This window comes from Eubacterium album, from assembly GCF_025336545.1.
Taxonomy (GTDB): Bacteria; Bacillota; Clostridia; order Lachnospirales; family Lachnospiraceae; genus Eubacterium_U; species Eubacterium_U album.
Genome location: NZ_JAODBU010000006.1, coordinates 120367 through 142394, shown reverse-complemented (window position 1 = coordinate 142394; position 22028 = coordinate 120367). Strand labels below are relative to the sequence as shown.

The 22028-nt window shown below is 36.9% G+C and carries 17 protein-coding genes; 1 reads left to right on the top strand and 16 read right to left on the bottom strand.

Going from position 1 to position 22028, the window contains the following annotated elements; all coding sequences use genetic code 11:
* Positions 1 to 421 precede the first annotated feature (421 nt).
* From N5B56_RS06585 to N5B56_RS06560, 6 genes are all read right to left on the bottom strand, one after another.
* Positions 422 to 799 (bottom strand): TnpV protein, encoded by a 378-nt coding sequence (locus tag N5B56_RS06585; RefSeq protein WP_009247523.1) that lies wholly within the window; start codon positions 797 to 799, stop codon positions 422 to 424.
* Positions 800 to 825: 26 nt separating this feature from the next.
* Positions 826 to 1986, bottom strand: coding sequence for a plasmid recombination protein (locus N5B56_RS06580; protein ID WP_009247524.1), 1161 nt, complete (start codon positions 1984 to 1986; stop codon positions 826 to 828).
* Positions 1987 to 2320: 334 nt separating this feature from the next.
* Positions 2321 to 3475, bottom strand: coding sequence for an AAA family ATPase (locus N5B56_RS06575; RefSeq protein ID WP_260978618.1), 1155 nt, complete (start codon positions 3473 to 3475; stop codon positions 2321 to 2323).
* Entirely contained in the window at positions 3465 to 3800 is a 336-nt protein-coding gene (locus tag N5B56_RS06570; protein ID WP_009247526.1) for a plasmid mobilization protein, read from the bottom strand. Before N5B56_RS06570 ends, N5B56_RS06575 begins: the two co-directional genes overlap by 11 nt.
* Positions 3790 to 4881 (bottom strand): site-specific integrase, encoded by a 1092-nt coding sequence (locus tag N5B56_RS06565; RefSeq protein WP_009247527.1) that lies wholly within the window; start codon positions 4879 to 4881, stop codon positions 3790 to 3792. Before N5B56_RS06565 ends, N5B56_RS06570 begins: the two co-directional genes overlap by 11 nt.
* Positions 4882 to 5070 carry a helix-turn-helix domain-containing protein gene (locus N5B56_RS06560; RefSeq protein ID WP_009247528.1) on the bottom strand — a complete coding sequence of 63 codons (189 nt, stop codon included), beginning with the start codon at positions 5068 to 5070 and terminating at the stop codon, positions 4882 to 4884.
* A 448-nt stretch (positions 5071 to 5518) separates the two neighbouring features.
* Here N5B56_RS06560 and N5B56_RS06555 point away from each other — a divergent pair, with 448 nt between their 5' ends.
* Positions 5519 to 6049 carry a helix-turn-helix domain-containing protein gene (locus tag N5B56_RS06555; RefSeq protein WP_009247529.1) on the top strand — a complete coding sequence of 177 codons (531 nt, stop codon included), beginning with the start codon at positions 5519 to 5521 and terminating at the stop codon, positions 6047 to 6049.
* Positions 6050 to 6341: 292 nt separating this feature from the next.
* Here the strand turns inward: N5B56_RS06555 and guaA are convergent, their stop codons facing one another.
* From guaA to N5B56_RS06505, 10 genes are all read right to left on the bottom strand, one after another.
* Entirely contained in the window at positions 6342 to 7889 is a 1548-nt protein-coding gene (gene guaA / locus N5B56_RS06550) for a glutamine-hydrolyzing GMP synthase (protein WP_118565900.1), read from the bottom strand.
* Positions 7890 to 8862: 973 nt separating this feature from the next.
* Positions 8863 to 11703 carry an excinuclease ABC subunit UvrA gene (uvrA, locus tag N5B56_RS06545; RefSeq protein ID WP_260978617.1) on the bottom strand — a complete coding sequence of 947 codons (2841 nt, stop codon included), beginning with the start codon at positions 11701 to 11703 and terminating at the stop codon, positions 8863 to 8865.
* A gap of 128 nt (positions 11704 to 11831) precedes the next feature.
* On the bottom strand, positions 11832 to 13808 hold the full coding sequence (uvrB, locus tag N5B56_RS06540) for an excinuclease ABC subunit UvrB (protein WP_260978616.1): 1977 nt from the start codon (positions 13806 to 13808) through the stop codon (positions 11832 to 11834).
* Positions 13809 to 14107: 299 nt separating this feature from the next.
* Entirely contained in the window at positions 14108 to 15283 is a 1176-nt protein-coding gene (locus tag N5B56_RS06535) for a S41 family peptidase (protein WP_118565897.1), read from the bottom strand.
* 99 nt (positions 15284 to 15382) lie between these two features.
* The gene (locus N5B56_RS06530; protein ID WP_158574544.1) at positions 15383 to 16654 is read right to left on the bottom strand and encodes a murein hydrolase activator EnvC family protein; all 1272 of its coding nucleotides are present in this window, start codon (positions 16652 to 16654) and stop codon (positions 15383 to 15385) included.
* Between the two features lie 102 nt (positions 16655 to 16756).
* Positions 16757 to 17665: a permease-like cell division protein FtsX gene (ftsX, locus tag N5B56_RS06525; protein WP_022088697.1), complete on the bottom strand. Its 909-nt coding sequence runs from the start codon at positions 17663 to 17665 to the stop codon at positions 16757 to 16759.
* 2 nt (positions 17666 to 17667) lie between these two features.
* Complete coding sequence (gene ftsE / locus N5B56_RS06520) at positions 17668 to 18336, bottom strand: cell division ATP-binding protein FtsE (RefSeq protein WP_022088698.1); 669 nt, start codon at positions 18334 to 18336, stop codon at positions 17668 to 17670.
* 82 nt (positions 18337 to 18418) lie between these two features.
* Positions 18419 to 19510: a PucR family transcriptional regulator gene (locus N5B56_RS06515; protein ID WP_022088699.1), complete on the bottom strand. Its 1092-nt coding sequence runs from the start codon at positions 19508 to 19510 to the stop codon at positions 18419 to 18421.
* 247 nt (positions 19511 to 19757) lie between these two features.
* Positions 19758 to 20876, bottom strand: a complete 1119-nt coding sequence (locus tag N5B56_RS06510) for an ABC transporter ATP-binding protein (protein WP_022088700.1) — start codon at positions 20874 to 20876, stop codon at positions 19758 to 19760.
* Between the two features lie 164 nt (positions 20877 to 21040).
* Positions 21041 to 21871, bottom strand: a complete 831-nt coding sequence (locus tag N5B56_RS06505; RefSeq protein WP_117910111.1) for a CvfB family protein — start codon at positions 21869 to 21871, stop codon at positions 21041 to 21043.
* Positions 21872 to 22028: the final 157 nt, after the last annotated feature.

The window sequence follows — 22028 nt, the reverse complement described above, 5'->3', positions numbered from 1 at the left end:
TATTATTTTGAACACACAAAAACGAGTCTTTTTTGCATACGCAAAAATAGACTCGCTAAATAGCCCCTTATTTCTTTTCCAAAAGGAAAACAAAGGAAATGCCTCTTGCGATAATCCAACTTAAGCGTACACAAAACAAACCTATTCTCTACAGGCTCAATAACTATATGTGTCTTACTTAAATCAAATTATCTATTAATCATTTCCTCACCTTACACAAAATGTGCCTTTCTTTCTTCTAATGGCAATACTATCATACTGTATTTTTTGTGTCAATACATTTCACCTTATGGAAGTGCAAATTAAAATTTTCACTTCCTAATTATACATCCAACCATTACGAAATTCAATCTTTCACAACCTCTTTACAACCACAACCACAGCACTCCAGCAAACGCAGGAGCACCATACCGTAAAACGCTTATGTGTAAATCAACTCCGTTCCTACAACTTCCCTCACACAAGCCTGAATATTATTCATTCTTCCAATCCATTCGTAGGGATTATCTTTCTTTAATTGTTCCGTCACATCTTGTCTGTCGGCATATTCCTTTACCAGTCGAAGAAACATATCCTCTGCTTGCTTATCGACTTCTGCAAGATAACTATGCAGCTTTCCGCTTGTCAGCAGGTTCATATATAACACTTTATAGTGTTCCTTTAAATGCCTTGCATGTCGTTTCCCCCATAAACCAATCGGCTCTATTTCTTCTTCGGCTGGTACTGTGATGTTCGGCAATAAATAATCACCCACCTGTCTATAAGTTCCGCCCATTTCTTCAAAAATTGTCTTTGTCATTTTCCTTTTCCTCCTGTGATTTTTGTCTATCGTGATCGTGTATTATCACGCTTGCGACCTTTAACTGTTCTTGCCTGCTCCAACAAATCATCTATCTGTTTGCGACCAAAAACCTTACGGAGCAGGCTGTAATCTTTATTTTCTGCTTTTAGGATTTTGTTTTCTTCGGTCAATCTTTCATTGACTTTCTCCAAACGCTGATTGGTGCGGTATAACTGTGCATTCGCTGTATTCAGCCTATGATAGTTGTCCCACCCCTCAAAGCAGCGGGCAAGCACCGTTTTGACAAGTTGCTTCAATTTCCTTACAACCGGCTCTGCCATTTTGGTTTTATATGCCTTTGCAGTCATAAATTTCTCTGGTTCTGGCAACTGATATTTCGGTGCAGTATCAAGCTCTATTTCAAGATTTGACAGCTCGTCTTTTGCCTTATCATAGTTCAATACTCGTTCCGACAACACATCAAATTCAATCTGTTTCTGCTCGATTTTCGCACCTAATGCCGCCACTTCTTTTTCTCTTTCCTGCTTTTTATAATCCAAAACAGAAAGATGTTTTTCGTGTGTGCCTAAATGTTCCCACTCAATCCCATAACGTTCCATCACCGCCGCAAGCTGTTCTTTTTCGGACTGTATCCATTGCGACCACTCCGTATCGCCACGACTGCCGCCCTTAAAACCTTGCGTTGCAAGAGCCTGCTTTAGTGACACTCTTGTATCAAGTCCACGCTTGCTGCCTGTGGTAAAAGGTACAAAATCTATGTGCAGATGTGGTGTAGCTTCATCCATATGCAGATGAGCCGAGAACACCCGAAGCTGTGGATTTCGCTCCTGAAAACCCTGATAGTATTCATCTAAAATCTGCTTTGCCAGTTCTCCGTTTTCCGTATCGGCGTTCATATTTCCCTTACCGCCCACCTGTAAAATGATTTCGTGGAACGGTTTTTCCTGCTTGGAACTTCGGATTTTTTCATAATAATCTTTTATCTTTCGGTCTGACCTTATCTGCTTGGCATTGTATCTTTCCAATGCTTCATCAAACAATTCGTGATAAACTGTCTTTATATTTTCATTGCAGTAGTCGATATTGAGATGAGTACGAGTTCCGTCTACATTTTCTGCTCGAAACTTTCGGCTATTGTGATTGACCGAGCCTTTACCGACCATTGCACTTATCGTTCTCTGCATTTTTTCATCTCCCATCTGTAAATTTCAACATTCTCAGGTTTTGTTACTTTTGTCAAAAGTAACGCAAAAGCACTTTTGACGGGTACACCCATCAAAAATGCGACCTGTAAACAGGTTTTGCGTTCTCCGAAGGCTCTCCGAGGGGTGAGCGTGTGCCGGTGGCACACACGCCTGCGAACCGACCGAGCCAGCAGGCGAGACCAAAGAGCCGCCTTTGAAAAGGCACTCTCTGCACACTCCCCTAAACTTTATCCGGTGTCAAAGTGTGACGATGGTGACAATGTTTTTCACAGCGTGCTGCTCTCAAAAACATTGACACCTTTGACACCGTTTGTCACGCCGTCTGCTCGGTTTCTTTCCAAAGTGAAACCTTTCTTCCGTCGTGTGTGCGGCTGTTCTGATAACGGATACCGTAATCACGAAACAGCCTGCTTGCGTTGATACTGAGCCTTAAAGAAAGTACATTCGGCTTTATATCCACCGCAAGCCTTTCGCAAAGTTCCGAAGCAGTTCCTTCCCATCTGTCACTTTCCGAAAAGAGCGTATCCGCTATCTTCTCAAGCAGAGGTTCGGACGGTTCTTTCCACATCTCCGTTTCCGATTTTGCAAAGTTCCACACCAATCGCTCGCTGTCCCTTACAAGATGGATTTTCATATCCTGCTGGTCTCTGCCAGCAACATCAAGTGTGGCATTGTTGGAAGTACGCTTGTCCTTACTGAGAACAAATGCACCGTCTGCCGCACCCATCAGACCATTCGTGCCTGAAATCATATCGAATATATCTTCCGATTTTTGTTTGCGTGTATGATGAACAATAAGCATTGAAACCTTGTAACTGTCTGCCAACGCTTTCAGCCTTGCCACAACATCATAATCACTTGCGTAGCTGTAATCTGCTCCGCCTGCTTCACGCACACGCTTTAAGGTGTCTATGATAATCAAGCCTGTGTCTGGGTGTTCCCTCATAAACCCTCTTATCTGTTCTTCCAGTCCGCCATTGACCGTTTTACATTCCGTTGCGAAATACAGATTGCCTGTCTCCTTTGCACCGAACATCTGAAACAATCGCTTCTGCAAACGTGGGTAATCATCTTCAAGGGCAAAATAAAGCACCGTTGCCTTACGCACCTTATACTCCCAAAGCGGTGTGCCTGTGCTGATATGATAGGCAAGCTGTGCCATCATAAAGCTCTTTCCCACTTTCGGGGAACCTACGAAAAGGTAAGTTCCCCTTTGGAGCAGACCGTCGATAAGTGGTGTCTGAACCTCAAACACCGTATCATACAGCGTTGTCATTGATACTGTTTTCAGATAGGAAGGGTCTAACTGTCTGAGTATTTCCCTTTGCATTTCTTCAAAAGATTGCTCGTACCCCTTGAAATCCGTATCCTGATTGACTATACTATTGTCAGTACATTTGGAAAGTGACTGTTCCGCATCTGTTGCCGCAGATACATTTGGAATAGTCATTTCTTTTTTATTCTCCATTCGCATCCTCTCCTTTCAAACCGCCGAGAATAATGGAAATCAGTTCTATTACACTCAGCAGTTCATCATCCACACCTTTTCCTGCTTCAATCCTTTTCAGTTCCGCAAGGACTGTGGCAAATTCCGTTTTCAACGCCTTATACACTCTCGGATTGCCCTGTACCACCACATCCTGATTTAAGCAACGGCGGTAACAATACTCCTGTTTTGGCAATCCTGATAGAGCTACAGCTCTGTTAATGAGTTCGTTTTCTTCGGGCGATACTCGAAACCCTACTGTGATATTCCTCCAACGATTTTTGTTATCTCTGTTCTTAGCTGACATTTTCAAAATCTCCTTTCCCTAAATCATCTAATTTTTCTGCCATCTCAATCTGCTTTGACGGAAAGAGGTGTGCGTACTGATAAGTAATATCAATACTTTCGTGACCAACTCGGTCAGCAATCGCCACCGCAGAAAAGCCCATATCAATCAAGAGTGAAATGTGGCTGTGACGGAGATCGTGAATGCGGATACGCTTCACGCCTGCCGCCTTTGCCCCTCTGTCCATCTCGTGATGAAGATAGCTTTTCGTCACCGTAAAGATACGGTCTTTCTTCTTCAATCCGTAAAGCATACCGAGATATTCTTTCATTTCCTCACACAGAAACTTCGGCATTTTAATCGTGCGGTTGCTCTTTTTCGTTTTCGGAGAAGTAATCACATCCTGCCCTTTCAAACGCTGATAGGATTTATTGATTGTGACTGTTTCCTTATCAAAGTTGAAATCTGCCGGAGTCAAAGCTAACAGCTCGCCCTCTCGGATACCGCACCAGTAAAGCATTTCAAACGCATAAAAGGAAACAGGCTTGTCCATCATCTCAAAAGAGAATTTCTTGTATTCTTCCTTTGTCCAGAACAGCATTTCCTTGTGTTCCTCACGTCCCATATTTCCCACCTTTGCCGCAGGATTGGAACGCAGTTCATAGTAGCGGACAGCGTGATTGAAAATGGCGGACAACTGATTGTGCAGCGTTTTCAGATACGTCTGTGAATAAGGCTTTTTCTTCTCATCACGATAGGCAAGCATTTCATTCTGCCAAGTAATAATCTCCTTTGTGGAAATCTCGCTGATTTTCAGTTTCCCGAAATACGGAAGTATCTTTGTGCGTATGATATGCTCTTTGGTAAGCCACGTGTTTTCCTTCAAACGGTTCTTCACATCATTGATATAAAGCTCCGTAAAGGCTTCAAAACTCATATCAAGGTCTGAAGAAGTCTGCAATTTGAACATTCTTTCCCATTCCTGTGCTTCTCGTTTGGTAGCAAAGCCACGCTTGCATTTCTGCTTGCGTTCCCCTTTCCAGTTCACATACCTTGCCATCACATACCAAGTACCGTTATCTTCATTCTTAAATACCGGCATTTACATTTCCCCCTTTCCTGCTCCGTAGAGCCTTTCGTAAAAATACTGGCGATTTACACGCCCTGCAATCGTAATAAAGCCCTTTGCTTTCAATTCCTCATTTAATTGTCTGATGAGTTTATATGCATAAGGTTTTGATACGTTTAGTTCCTGAGCCACATCTTCGGCTCGGATAAATCTGTTTTCCATATCCTTTTTCTTCCTTTCTTAAAATAATTTTTTGCTTGCCGCTTTCTCCGTGTTAAAGTTCCAACAGGCACTCCTGCTTGTCGGCAGGCGCTGTGCTGTCCCAATGCACCGCAGTACATCAGGCGCTCGCTCGTATAGGGGTTCCCGAAAAGTCGGAGACTTTTGGGGAAGAGGAGGAGCAGTGCAGCGAATGAGCTTTTGTGCTTGCACACAAGCGAACGATACGGAACTTGCTCCGACGAGGTCTTGGCGGTTTGGCTTTTCGGACGGTCATTCAGTTGTCGCATTAAGCATATTTGTTTAATTCGTAATTTATTTTACTAAACATATTTGCTATTGTCAAGTGGTTGCAAAGAAAATATTAAACATTTTTGTTTCGGTTTTTCTTGACTTCCACTAAACATTTCTGCTATACTTATTTCACTAAATATAAAAGGAGCGTATCATTATGGCTATCAGCGAAAGAATACATTTTTTCAGACTAATGCGTGGTATGACACAAAAGTATCTCGGTACAGCAATCGGTTTTCCAGAAAAGAGTGCTGATGTGCGTTTGGCACAGTACGAAACTGGTACACGCAAACCGAAAGCAGACCTTACAAATGCATTGGCACAGGTGCTTGATGTTTCTCCACAGGCTCTTGATGTTCCTGACATAGACAGCTATATCGGTCTTATGCACACTCTGTTTACCCTTGAAGATATTTACGGTCTTACTGTCAGTGAAGCAGACGGAGAGGTATGCTTAAAGGTCAACAAGGACAAAGGCAGAGAAGCATATGAACTCCTCAAAATGCTGTATGCTTGGAAAGAACAGGCAGACAAGCTATCTTCCGAAGAAATCAACAGAGAAGAATACGATAACTGGCGTTACCATTATCCAGAGTTCGACACCACACAGCGTTGGGCAAAAGTTCCATCACAGGAATTAAGTGACGCTCTCGTGGAAGCATTCAAAGACCACTTGAAAGATAAATAAGCACCTACAGGACCTGCCACTGGCAGCTCCCTACAGATGCTTTGGCAACGACAAAAAAGCCCTTAACTATGGTTATTAACCACAGCTAAGGGCTTAGTTTATAATATGGAATTTGTTCAGAGCCAAGCTCCGAACTTTAGTCTGCAAGCCACCTGTTAATTGTTCCGTTACCCATAAACCACTGGATAACAAGAATAATGGCACTTGCTATGACTGTTATCAATTTGTTATCAAAAGACTAATCGAAATCGCTGAAACCCGCATAAACACTGGCTTTTTTAAGCAACTCGATTTATTCAAACTCTATAGTTCCAGGTGGCTTACTCGTCAAATCATACATTACTCTGTTGACTCCTCGCACCTCATTTATAATTCTGCTCATTACCTTTGATAATACTTCGTAAGGTATTTCTGCAGCTTCTGCTGTCATAAAATCTACAGTATTTACTGCACGGAGTGCAATGGCGTAGTCATATGTTCTTTCGTCACCCATTACACCTACGCTTCGCATATTTGTAAGTGCTGCAAAATACTGGCCGATTGTTTTATCAAGTCCGGCATTTGCAATTTCCTCGCGATAGATTGCGTCTGCATCCTGTACCATTTTAACTTTCTCGGCTGTTACTTCACCGATGATACGGATTCCAAGTCCTGGTCCCGGGAATGGTTGGCGGTATACAAGATAATCAGGTATGCCCATTTCTAAGCCGGCTTTTCTTACTTCGTCCTTAAACAAGTCACGAAGTGGTTCGATTATTTCTTTAAAATCTACGCAATCAGGTAATCCTCCTACATTGTGATGTGACTTGATTACTGCTGATTCACCACCCAATCCACTTTCTACAACGTCAGGATAAATTGTTCCCTGTACTAGAAAGTCTACTGCTCCGATTTTCTTTGCTTCTTCTTCAAATACACGGATAAATTCTTCTCCGATAATTTTACGCTTCTTTTCAGGTTCAGTTACTCCTGCTAATTTGCTATAGTAACGTTCCTGTGCATTTACACGAATAAAGTTTAAGTCATATGGACCATCAGGACCAAATACAGCTTCTACTTCATCTCCTTCATTTTTACGAAGTAAACCGTGGTCTACAAATACACATGTAAGCTGTTTTCCAATTGCTTTTGAAAGCATTACTGCTGCAACAGATGAATCTACACCACCTGATAATGCGCACAATACTTTTCCATCTCCAACTTTTTCGCGGATTGCCTTAATTGATTCCTCTACAAATGAATCCATTCTCCATTCACCTGAGCATTGGCATACTCCACGAACAAAATTGTAAAGCATCTTTGTTCCTTCCTGCGTATGAAGTACTTCAGGATGGAACTGTATTGCATAAAGTTTCTTATCTGCATTTTCTGCTGATGCACAAGGGCAGTCCTTTGTATGAGATGATATTTCAAATCCAGGTGCTACCTTTGATATATAATCAAAATGACTCATCCAACAAATTGTTTTAGGTGAAACGCCTTCAAATATCTGTGAATTTGTTTTATCTACGATTACTTCTGTTTTACCGTACTCGCGAACGTCTGCACGTTCTACCTTTCCTCCTAAAACATGCATCATAAGCTGTGCTCCGTAGCAAAGTCCTAAAACAGGAACTCCCATTTCAAATAATTCCTTTGAATATGTTGGAGAATCAGCTTCATAACAACTATTAGGTCCTCCGGTTAAAATAATTCCCTTTGGATTCATAGCTTTTATTTTTTCAATGTCAGTCTTATAAGAATAAATCTCACAATATACATTGCATTCACGAACTCGTCTTGCAACCAGCTGATTATACTGACCACCAAAATCAAGTACGATTACTAATTCTTTCTTCACTATAATTCCTCCTAATTAATATGTGTTTCCACTTGAATCGTTGGCTAATTTTCGAAAACATTTATTAAAACTGAACTTTATTCATTTTGTTTTCTCCTATAATGGCTTTAACCAATTTATTGTAAAATACGATAAATGCTATTAATATCATTAATTGTATTTTTCTCAAATCATTAACAATTCTACATTATTTTTAATATTAAAACAAGTAGGCTATTGTTAAAACCATAACAATATAAATCTTTTCTTAAATTAACAAAGCACCTGACATTTATTAATATCAGGTGCTCGTATTTAAATACCTTACTTCTAAAATTGATTCATTAGCTGCAGATCAAACTTCATTAATCATTAATCTTATATGAAACTATACTCCCTTACTTTACTTTCGATTTATCATACCTAATCAAAATCGTGTTTCAAAAATACCATCTGCAAATAATTTAATATATCTACATATATAAGGATGTTATCTTTCAAATCTCTGTAACAACGTTGCCACTTGGAGATTAATAACCATCCTTCAATCCACTCTCTTCTTACAACTCTTCCGATCCGTTGTACCTTATGTAGATAATCCGGTAACTCCTTTCTTACCTATATTTGACTAATATTCACTCGATTCCAATTGTTCTGTTTTCCTAGCACGGATTAAATAAATATTGGAGTCTCTCGTTTTCTCCTATAGGACTTTTTCCCATTAAACATTCCTCTTGGATACTTACTTAATTTTCATCTCATGACACGTTCTAATGATAATTTTTAGAAGCCTTACGGTATTAATTTCTTATTAAGTTTTAATGTACTTTTCCTTTAACTTGTAACTATAATCTAGCACATTTTTATGCAGTTTTAAAGGGTTTAAAAACATGTTTTTAATCTTTGTAACCATTGCTGTTTTTGGCCTTTTTAAATCCTTTTTATTTTCCTGTTTTTTATGAAAAATACACAATATTTTAAAATGTCAACTTTATTATTTTTTGTCTTTTTCCAAATACTGTTTTACGTATTTTGCAGTATAAGATGTAGGGTGTTTTGCTACCTCCTCAGGAGTTCCCGAAACTACAACAGTTCCACCTCTGTCTCCTCCATCAGGACCCATGTCAATAATATAATCTGCGGTTTTAATAACATCAAGATTATGCTCTATTACAACTACCGTGTTTCCTTCGGCTGCAAGCCTTTGTAGAATTTCTACTAACTTGTGTACATCTGCAAAATGAAGTCCTGTTGTAGGTTCATCAAGTACATAAATTGTTCTTCCCGTACTTCTTTTACTTAATTCTGTAGCAAGTTTAATTCTCTGAGCTTCTCCACCGGATAATGTAGTTGATGGCTGTCCTAATTTAATGTATGACAATCCAACATCGTATAAAGTCTGTATCTTGTTATGAATTTTTGGTACATTTTTGAAAAAGTCCAATGCCTCCTCAACTGTCATATCAAGTACATCGTATATGCTCTTTCCTTTATACTTAACCTCTAATGTTTCACGATTATATCTCTTTCCACCACATACTTCACATGGCACATAAACATCCGGAAGAAAATGCATTTCTACCTTTAAAATACCATCACCTGAACAAGCTTCACAACGGCCGCCTTTAACATTAAAACTAAAACGACCTTTCTTGTAACCTCGCTCCTTAGCATCCATTGTATTTGCAAATAAATCTCTAATAGTGTCAAATACCCCTGTATAAGTTGCCGGATTAGAACGTGGAGTTCTTCCTATTGGAGACTGATCAATATCAATAATTTTATCTAACTGCTCTACTCCCTCTATTGTCTTATGCTTTCCGGGAATATATCTTGCTCTGTTTAACTGTTTTGCAAGAGATTTATATAAAATTTCATTTACAAGTGAACTCTTACCTGAACCTGAAACACCTGTTACACATGTAAGCACTCCTGTAGGAATTTTTACATTTATATTTTTTAAATTATTTTCCTTTGCTCCAACGATTTTAAGCCAACCTGTCGGTTTTCTTCTTGTTTTTGGAACAGGAATCTTTATTTCACCACTTAAGTATTTTCCTGTAATTGAGTTTGGATTCTTCATAATATCTTCAGCCGTTCCGGTAGCTATAACTTCACCTCCGTGGGCTCCTGCTCCCGGACCTATATCTACTATGAAATCTGCTGCTCTCATTGTATCTTCGTCATGCTCAACTACTATCAATGAATTACCCAAATCACGCAAATGTTTAAGTGTTGCAAGTAACTTATCATTGTCATTCTGATGAAGACCTATACTTGGTTCGTCTAATATATAAGCGACTCCAACAAGCCCTGACCCTATCTGGGTTGCAAGACGTATTCTCTGAGCTTCTCCACCGGATAATGTTCCCGTTGCTCTTGAAAGACTTAAATAGTCCAATCCTACATCAACCAAAAACTTGAGTCTTCCCTTTATTTCTTTAAGAATTTCATCGCCGATTTTATGTTGCATTTCTGACAGTTCAACATTTTCCAAAAACTCTCTTAAATCCCTAACAGGCATTTCTGTCATCTCATAAATATTCTTATCTGCAATTGTTACAGCAAGCGATTCTTTTTTTAATCTTTGTCCGCCACAATTCTTACACGGTGTAATTCTCATGTATGTCTCATATTCTGCCTTTGTTGATTCTGCACTTGTTTCTCTATATCGCCTTTCAACATTTCTTATAAGCCCCTCAAATGCAATATCATAAACTCCTTCTCCACGCTGTCCTCTATAATGAACAGGCACGGAAACTCCATTTGTTCCATATATCAAAATATCATGAATTTCCTGTGGATAGTCTTCAAACGGTGTATCTAAATCAAAATTATATTTTATACCTAAAGCCTTAAGAATGGCATTTGCAAAGCTCTTACCATCATTTGCACTCTGCCACCCAAGAACAACTATCGCTCCCTGATTAATACTTAAACTTTTGTCAGGAATCATTAAATCCTCATCAAACTCCATCTTATATCCTAATCCATAACAATCAGGACACGCACCAAACGGATTATTAAACGAAAAACTTCTCGGCTGAATTTCATCAATACTAATTCCACAATCCGGGCATGAAAAATGCTGACTAAATGTCATTGGTTCTCCATCAATTACATCGATAATCATTAAACCATCTGCTAATTTAAGTGCATTATCAATAGAGTCATTAAGTCTCTTTTCCATTCCTTCTCTAATTGCAAGTCTATCTACAACTATTTCAATATTATGCTTTATATTCTTATCTAATGTTATGTCTTCTGTTAGTTCGTACATATTTCCATCTACACGAACACGTACATATCCACTTCTTTTCGCTCCTTCAAGCACTTTTTCATGGCGTCCTTTTCTTCCTCTAACAACCGGTGCAAGAACCTGAATCTTTGTTCTTTCAGGAAGTGCCATTATCTTATCCACCATTTCATCAACAGTCTGTTTTTTTATTTCGCGGCCACATTTCGGGCAATGCGGAATACCTGCTCTCGCAAATAAAAGTCTTAAATAGTCATATATTTCCGTAACAGTTCCAACTGTAGAACGTGGATTTCTATTTGTTGACTTCTGGTCTATTGAAATTGCCGGAGGAAGTCCTTCTAAACTTTCTACCTGTGGTTTTTCCATCTGTCCTAGGAATTGTCTTGCATAAGAAGATAATGATTCCATATATCTTCTCTGCCCCTCAGCATAAATTGTATCAAATGCAAGAGACGATTTACCTGAGCCACTAAGACCTGTCAATACGACAAATTCATCTCTTGGAATATCTATATCTATATTTTTTAAATTGTGCTCTGCTGCACCTCTGATTTTTATATATTTTTTATTATCCAATTGTCTGTCCTCTCTACATGCAGGGTGTTCTGAATATTAATTAAAAATAACAAGCTGTAAATTCACTACAATTATTATAATTATATTTTCTCTCAAACCTCTTACACTATGCCTATATTCAAATCTGTTTAATTCAAATATTTTCGCAAATCTGCTATCTTATCTCTAAATTCTATTGCTGACTCAAAATCAAAATCAGCTGCTGCCTTCTGCATTTTCTTTGTCAGCTTATCTATCAATTTGCAAATTTCCTTTGGATCCATTGATTCCGGATCTTTCTCAATATCATTAATCTTCTTGTCCACTTCTTTTGAAATACTAATAAGGTCACGCACTGCTTTAATAATAGTTTTTGGCGTAATTCCATGCTCCTTATTGTACTTCATCTGTATATCTCTACGACGATTTGTCTCATCTATGGCAACTCTCATTGAATCAGTAATCTTGTCCGCATACATGATTACATGACCCTCAGCATTTCTTGCGGCACGTCCTATCGTCTGGATAAGCGATGTCTCCGATCTTAAAAAGCCTTCCTTATCTGCATCTAATATTGCTACCAATGCAATTTCCGGAATATCAAGACCTTCCCTTAAAAGGTTAATTCCTACAAGTACATCAAATTGGTCAAGTCTCATATTTCTTATAATTTCTGCTCGCTCCAATGTATCTATGTCCGAATGAAGGTATTTAACCCTGATTCCAACTTCCTTCATATAGTCAGTCAAATCCTCTGCCATCCTCTTAGTCAAAGTAGTAACTAATATTTTATTCTTCTTTTCTACTTCTTTATTAATTTCAGAAATTAAATCATCTATCTGCCCTGCAACCGGTCTCACTTCAACCTCAGGATCCAAAAGACCTGTAGGTCTGATAACCTGTTGTGCTCTTAATAACTCATGCTGGCTCTCGTATTCTCCCGGTGTTGCCGAAACAAACATAATCTGATCAATCATGCTTTCAAATTCATCAAAATTAAGTGGTCTGTTATCTTTTGCTGATGGAAGTCTGAATCCATAATCCACCAGTGTTGTCTTTCTTGACTGGTCGCCTGCATACATTCCTCTAATCTGTGGAACTGTAATATGCGATTCGTCTACTATTATTAGAAAATCATCTCCAAAATATTCCATTAATGTATGAGGTGTCGCACCCGGCTCTAATCCTGCCATATGTCTTGAATAATTCTCTATGCCTGAGCAAATTCCGGTTTCCCTAAGCATTTCCATATCAAAATTAGTACGCTCGGCGATTCTTTGTGCTTCAATCAGCTTATCCTCACTCTTAAAATAAGCTACCTGTTGTGCCAGTTCCTTCTCAATTGCCGCAATCGCACCTTCCATCTTTTCAGGTGGAATAACATAATGAGAATTAGGGAAAATTGCCACATGTTCCAGTCTGTTCTTAACTTCACCTGTTAATGTATCAATTTCCGTTATCCTGTCCACCTCATCTCCAAAAAATTCTATACGGACTGCCGTGTCGCCATATGAAGCCGGAAATACCTCAACAACATCTCCTCTTACGCGAAAAGTACCACGCTTAAAATCCATATCGTTGCGATCATATTGTATCTCTATTAATTTTCTTATTACTTCATCCCTATCCTTAATCATTCCCGGTCTTAGGGAAACAACCATATTCTTATAATCAATCGGATCTCCTAAGCCATAAATACAGGAAACTGACGAAATAATAATAACGTCTTTTCTTTCCATCAAAGCCATTGTTGCCGAATGTCTTAATTTATCTATTTCATCATTTATTGCCGAATCTTTTTCTATATAAGTATCTGTACTTGGCACATACGCCTCCGGCTGATAATAATCATAATAGGAGACAAAATATTCCACTGCGTTATTTGGAAAAAATTCTTTAAATTCACCATATAACTGAGCTGCCAAAGTCTTGTTATGAGCAATAATCAGCGTTGGTTTATTAAGTTGTTGTATAACATTCGCCATTGTAAATGTCTTACCTGAACCTGTTACACCTAATAAGGTTTCACACTGATTACCTTTTTTAAATCCTTCAACTAATTCTTCTATTGCCTGGGGCTGATCCCCTGTCGGCTTAAATTCTGATACTAATTCAAAATGATCCATAAAATACCTCTGTTATATTTATCCCCTTATTTTATGTGATGCCAGAGTCAAAAGGTCTAAGTCCACATGAGTTTGCCCACAAATAGGGGTCGCCCTGCAAACGAATTTTATAAAGAGTTGATAAATAGCATTATTTGCTCACAAATAGAGGCTTTCGCCCTAGCATCATATTATTTCATTATAAAACTTTTACTCTATTCGATATCTTCTTAGTATTGCTACCTGATTAGTATATCATTCAGGCAAAAAAAAGTACAGAACAAAATCGAACTTTTGTTCTGTACGCTTTTAACAATTTTTTATTCTTCTGACAATGTATCTATTGCTTTTTGTAACTGGTCATCTCTTTCTGTCTCAGAATTTTCTTCTACTTTAATATCCGGTTCAATGCCTGTTCCCTGAATATTAACTCCACTTGGTGTAAAATATCTCTGTATCGTAAGTTTTATTGCCGAACCGTCAGATAATGGCATTATTGTCTGTACAATTCCTTTTCCAAATGATGTATATCCTATTATTGTACCTGCCTTAAAATCTTTAATTGCCCCTGCAAAAATCTCTGCTGCACTGGCACTGTTTTCATTCTGTAAAACAACCATAGGCATATCAAGGCAATTTGCATCAGATTTTTGTTCCTCTTTATTGCCATCTTTATCCTCAGTGTACACCAAAACTCCCTCAGGCAAAATATCATCTAACATATTTACTACAGTTTTATACATTCCACCCGGATTATCTCTAACATCAAAAATAATAGACTTCATTCCCTGCTTCTTTAAACTTTCCAAGCCCTCTTTAAACTGATTGTATGTAACCTCATCAAATTCTGTTATCTGCATGTATCCTATATTATTATCAAGCATTTTTGTTTCTATTGTAGGAACATTAACTTCATCTCTTTCAATTTCCATATCAATGTACTTTGATGTAGATGGACGATATACTGTGACTTTAACCTTAGTTCCTTTATCTCCTTTCATCTTTGCAACAACGGAGCTTAAATCTTCACCGGTTACTTCTTCATCTTCTACTTTATATATAATATCCTTAGCTTTAACACCCGCTTTATCTCCAGGTGCTCCGTCAAATACTCTAACTGCAGTAATTACTCCCGTATCATTATTCTGGCTAACAACAACACCTATTCCACAGTAGCTTCCGCTAGTACTTTCAAGCAATGACTGATATTCTTCTTTTGTATAATACACAGAATATGGATCATCTAATCCATTTAAAAGACCTTTATAAATACTGTCTTTTATTTTTTCATCATTCTTATTGTCATTGTAATCCAAATAATAATCATCAATCAATTTATTTAGATAATTCATCTTTGTCTGTACTTGTGATGCAATGTTATCTGAGCTATTTGTCTTAATTATTGTTGAAATTGTACCTGCTGCAAATCCACCTCCAAATACAAACACAACAACCAAAATTACGCCTATTATTTTAGCAGCTTTCTTCTTTTTCATGATTTATATGTCTCCTTATAATAGTTATTTATATTTTTGCCGTATATAACAGAACAAAGGCACCCACTATTTTATCTTAGTAGTGTGCCTTCGTTTTCTTTATTTGCTCACGTAATTCCAAGGACTTACATATGCCCCATTTAATCGTACACTAAAATGCAAATGATTTCCTGTTGACGAACCTGTTGTTCCTACAAGCCCTATAACGTCTCCCGCACTTACATTTTGTCCTGCTGATACAATTAATGCAGAACAATGCATATATACAGTATATACACCATTGCCGTGATCTATTCCAATCCAGTTTCCTGCTGTTGTACTATAGTTTGCCCACGCAACCTGTCCTGATGCGGCTGCCACAATTCTTGTTCCTGCCGGAGCCGGTATGTCTATACCTGAATGATATGACTGTTTGCCTGTAAATGGATCTGAACGGTATCCAAAATCAGATGATACTGTGCTATATCCAGGCAAAGGCCAAATATATCCTGTTGCAGAATTTACGGTATTTTGTGTACTTCCTGCATTGCTGTCAGTATTTGGTTTTGTCTGAGTTACTCCTGTTGAAGCAGAACTCTGTCCTGTACTTTTATTAGCATTCTGAGCTGCAAGTGCTGCTTTTCTTGCTGCCTCTTCTCTTGCCTTTTCAATGCTTTCCATTTCCTGAATAACCTGTTTCTGATTGCTGATTTCATCATCTATATTATCTTTGCTTTTCTTTCCTGCAGCAATCAGGTTATTATATTCTTCCATTTCTTTTTCTTTTGCATCAGACAATATCTGCAAATCGCTCTTTTGTTTTGAAAGCTTTGTTTGCAAATTCTCTAAATTAGTTTTACTGTCTTCTAACGCAACTTGAGTATCAGCAATTTCCTGCTTTGTCTCTTTCATTTTATTTAACATTTTTCTGTCATATGATGAAATTTCTGATATGTATTCTGCCTTATTAAGAAAATCGCCAACACTCTTTGATGACAAAATCAAATCCAACATCTGTGTATCGCCATTTTCATACATAAACTGTATTCTAAGTTTCATCGCAGCATACTGATTCTCTATGCTTGTCTGAGCATTCTCTAATTTTTTCTCATTTTTCTTTATTTTCTTTTCAGTTTTATCAAGTTCATTCTCGTTGTCATACATTTGTTTTGAAATAGCTGAAACCTGAGAATCCACTGTATTAATAAATGTTTTTGCGTCAGCCTTTGATTTTTCCAAACCATTAATCTGCTGTTGAACATCTTCCTGCTCATTCTGCAAATTATTTAATTTATCTTTTTCGTCCTTAATTGTAGCTCTAGACGGCACTGCCGTTCCTATTATTAAGCTAAGGACAAGAAATCCACACAATATCTTGTTTCTTTTTTTCATGAACATTCTCCTCATATATGTGTTGCCCCCTCCCTTCGGTCGGCGGCTATTCGTCGGAAACATTTATAGAAAATGAACTTTGTTCATTTTGTTTCCTCCTCCTTAAACCTTTAAGTGCTTTCTAATTGATAAAATACTTCCTACAAATCCAATTCCTGCACCGATTCCTAATCCCATAGGAACCAATACTGCAAAAATTGTGCTCTGTGGTAAAAATACAATTATAGAAGATAATGCGCTAAACTGCTGCATTACGAATTCGACAACCTTTTCATATAACACTTTAATAAGTACTAATGGAATTGTTGCTCCTACTAAACCTATAACTATACCTTCTATGATAAATGGTGCTCTTACAAAAATATTTGAAGCACCAATTAACTTCATTACTTTTATTTCTTTCTTACGAACAGAAATACCAATCATTACCGTATTACTAATAAGGAAAATACCTACAGCAAGCAATACAACAATTATAGCTACAGATGCATATCCAACAAGCCTTCCAAAGCTTGTCATTGCGCTTACTGTTCCTTCTGAATAATTTACTGCTCTTACACCCTCTACCTGAGACATCTCATCTGAAAAGCTTTTCTGGTCTTCTATATTTTTCAAATATACTGTATAAGATGCTGAATTTGCCAACGGATTGTCATCCTTAAATCCTTCTGCTAAATCTTCATTCTGTTTAAAATATTCTACTTTAAAAATATCCCACGCTTCTTCTGCTGAAGTAAATGTGTAATTTGCCACTTTATCATTTGCAGCTATCTGCGCCCCTATGGCATCAATTCCTGCCTGATCTATTCCTTCGTTAAAAAATATAGTAATTCCTACCTGGTCTTCTGCTGATTTTACAATGTACTGGAAATTTACTACAATTGTATAAAACATACCAATCAGAAATACACAGGCAGCTATTGTACTAATCGAAGCAAGTGAAAATAATTTGTTTCTCTTTATATTTACAAGCCCTTGCTTAAGGCAATATAATGCTGTTCTAATTTTCATCTTTAATCCACCTTACTGTCGCTTACCTTTATTCCTTTTTTCATTGTAATTACTCTTTTTTGCATTCGCTCAACTATTTCCATATTATGCGTAACTACAACTACCGTCGTTCCCTGTTTGTTAATCTCATCCAACAATTTCATGATTTCCCATGAATTTCCCGGATCCAGGTTTCCGGTTGGCTCATCTGCCAACAACAATGCCGGCTTATTTACCAACGCTCTTGCAAGTGCAACTCTCTGCTGTTCACCACCTGATAACTCATTTGGAAATGACTTATATTTTTCAGAAAGCCCAACTAAAGATAACATTCTAGGAACATTTTTCTTTATTTCTCTTGTGGACACACCTATTACTCTCTGTGCAAATGCGATATTTTCATATACATTTCTATCTTTCAAAAGACGGAAATCCTGAAATACAACTCCTACTTTTCTTCTGTATTTTGCAGTCTTTCCTGATCTTAGTTTTCTTAATTCAGTATCGTTTACGATAATTTTTCCTTCTGTCGGTTCTAATTCCTTCAAAAGTAATTTAATAAATGTTGATTTGCCTGAACCGCTTGTTCCTACAACAAATACAAACTCTCCATCTTCAATTTCTATATTAAGGTTACTTAGCGCCGGTGCACCATTACCATACGACTTAGTAACATTTTCAAAAGTAATCATTTTCTTTGTCCTCTCACCCTGCCGTGACTCCTAAAAGCATTTGAAATGCGCAGAAAAACTGCGCATTCCATTATAGCCGTATTTAGAATTCATTCATACTATCCATATAATTCATATATTTTACTACCATTAATGCAATCTTAAATGTTATTGCATCTTCAAACACTCTTAAATCAAGTCCTGTGCTCTTTTGTAATTTATCTAATCTGTATACAAGTGTATTTCTATGAATATATAACTGTCTTGATGTTTCAGATACATTCAAATTATTTTCAAAGAACTTATTTATTGTTGTAAGTGTTTCTTCATCAAAATCATCAGGTGACTTTCCATTGAAGTTTTCCTTTATAAACATCTTACAAAGAGGAATAGGTAACTGATAAATCAAACGTCCAATTCCTAAGTTGTTATATGCAATAACACTCTTATTGCTATAGAAAATCTTTCCTACATCTAAAGCCATCTTTGCTTCCTTATAAGAACGTGACACTTCTTTTAATTCTGAAATAATTGTACCATATGCAACTGTTGCCTTAACCATTGCTTCTGTATTTAACATATCAACAATTGTTTCTGAAATCTTCTGAACATCTTCATATCCTTGTTTTTCTTCAAGATTCTTAATTAATATTATGCTCTTTTCATCTACTGCTGTAATAAAATCTTTCTTCTGTGTTGCAAATAATGTTCTGACAGTTTCTAATGCAACACTGTCTTTTTCATTCTTTGTTTCAATAATGCACACAACTCTTCTTGTATCCATGTCTATGTGCAATTTCTTAGCTCTGTTATAAATATCAACCAACAAAAGATTATCTAACAAAAGATTCTTTATGAAATTATCTTTATCAAATCTTTCTTTATACGCTACCAAAAGATTCTGTATCTGGAAGGCTGCCATCTTTCCAATCATAAATACATCATCATTTGCTCCCTGAGCTATTAAAATTAATTCTAACTGGTTCTCATCATATACCTTAAAAAATTGGTATCCCTGAACAGACTGGCTATCTGCCGGTGAACCTGCGAATGCAATTATAGCATCTTTAAACTGGTTTCCAATCTGGGAAGTACTGGCAACTATTTTTCCATCTGTATCAGCAACATATAAGTCAACTCTTGATATGTCTTTTACTCCTTTGATTGTTGATTGTAGTATCTGATTTGAAATCATTCTGTATACCTCTATTTCTTTATAATTTAATGCATCCCAACATTTTGTTTTCTAAGAAATTATAATTTAAAATTATAAATTTTGTGTGTACGTAAATCTTTTCTGACTAGAGTTTATCTTTTTATTTTCATCAAAATAAGCTCAACACATTCTTATCTTATAGTTTAATATAATTTTCATTAAAAAAAAAGAGAAAATACACTTTTTTTGTGCATTTCCTCTTTTTTTCACATTTATTTCATTTTTACTAGTTTGTGATAACCTGTTCTGTTTCTTTATCAAAGATATGCAACTTTGTAAGATCCATTGCCATTCTTACTTCATCACCAGGTCTAGCCTGTGTACGAGGATTTACTCTTGCTGTACAATCGAATCCTTCTACATCGAAGTATAAGTAAACTTCAGCACCTAATAATTCGTATAATCTGATTGTTGTTGTAAATACACTTTCAGGTGACATTTCAATGAAGCTTTCTTCATCATGAATATCTTCTGGTCTGATACCCATAACAACTGTCTTTCCAACATATCCGCCTTCAACTAAAGCTCTAGCCTGATCAGCTGGTACTGTGATGTACTGTCTTGCCTGACCAATGTGAAGTTTAACATCTTCTCCATCTCTTTCAACTTCAGCGTCGATGAAGTTCATCTGTGGTGATCCCATGAATCCTGCTACGAATAAGTTAACCGGATTATCATATAAGTTCTTAGGTGAATCTACCTGCTGAACTACACCATCTTTCATAACTACGATTCTTGTACCAAGTGTCATAGCTTCTGTCTGGTCATGAGTAACGTAAATGATTGTTGCTCCTAATCTCTTATGAATCTTAGCAATTTCAACACGCATCTGAACTCTTAACTTAGCATCTAAGTTTGAAAGAGGTTCATCCATTAAGAATACCTTAGGATCACGAACGATTGCACGACCCATAGCAACTCTCTGTCTCTGACCACCTGATAAAGCCTTTGGCTTTCTGTCAAGTAAGTGTTCCAAATCAAGAATCTTAGCTGCTTCTTTAACTAATCTTTCAATTTCAGCCTTAGGTACTTTTCTTAACTTAAGACCGAACGCCATATTATCATATACTGTCATATGTGGATACAAAGCGTAGTTCTGGAAAACCATTGCGATATCTCTATCTTTAGGTTCTACATCGTTAACTAACTTGTCTCCAATATATAATTCTCCTGATGAGATTTCTTCAAGACCTGCAATCATACGAAGTGTTGTTGACTTACCACAACCTGATGGTCCTACGAAAATGATAAATTCCTTATCCTTGATTTCAAGGTTAAAATCTTTTACTGCAACAAATCCGTTAGGATATACCTTGCTAATGTTTTTTAATGATAAACTTGCCATAAGTTCCTCCTCTAATATCTAGTGCCTGGCGCAACATACTCCGCAAATCACGCCTCCGTACTCTTCTTTATTACAGTGGTTATTGTAAATCAGCCCCAGAGAAAATTCTATATTGTAAATAGCCAAAATATAATTTTATAATTTGGCTAAATTGTATATCGGCATTATTCTTTTGTTAATTTTATTGAATTTACCCCAATTGACACCTTACGTTCTTTGAGCAATCTGCCGATACCACGCTTAAATTCATTTTTACTCATATTAAAATCATTTTTAATAACTTCCGGTTTTGCCTTATCTGTATATGGCAATTCACCACCCATTGCCTCTATTATTTCATATATTTTCTTTGCATCGTCTTCCATTTGCAAATATGCTTTCTTCTGGAGGCTCAAATCCATCTTGCCATCTTTTCTTACATTTATAACTCTTGCTTCAATCTGCTCACCTATCTGAACATTTCTGTGGAGTTCTCTTTTTAAAAGCATTCCGTGATATTTGTTATCTACTGCTACAAATGCTCCAAATCTTTCATTATAATTGTAAACTATACCTGAAACCTGATCATCTTTCACATATGGCGGATTATCTTCCAAATAATCGTATACATTCATGGTTCCACATAATCTGCTACTCTTATCAATATATAAAGCTATCAAGTATCTTTCACCCGGTCTTACCTGCGTTGTCTGTTCTTTATATGGAAGGAACAAATCTTTTTCAAGTCCCCAGTCAAGATATGCTCCATTTTTTGAAACATCTTTTACTGTAAGCATTGCTACTTCACCTAATGTTAATAGTGGCTGATTTACAGTAGAAATCAGTCTGTCCTCTGAATCTCTGTATATAAATACTTTTATTGAATCGCCAACACTAATATCCTGTGGTACCTGTTTCTTTGGTAACAATACCTGTTCTCTTTCATCCCCAAGATATACTCCTATTGTTGACTTTCTAACTACCTTTAATATCTGATATTTTCCTAATTCAATCATGTGTTTCCGTCCTTTCTGTATCTGTTTTTATTTATAAATATTTAAATGCCTGCCATAATATATTTTCTAACTATTTTTTAATTTTTTAATTTTAATCAGACATTTTATTAATTATTTACGACTTTATTATATTTTATAAGGCGGGAGATTTCTACTC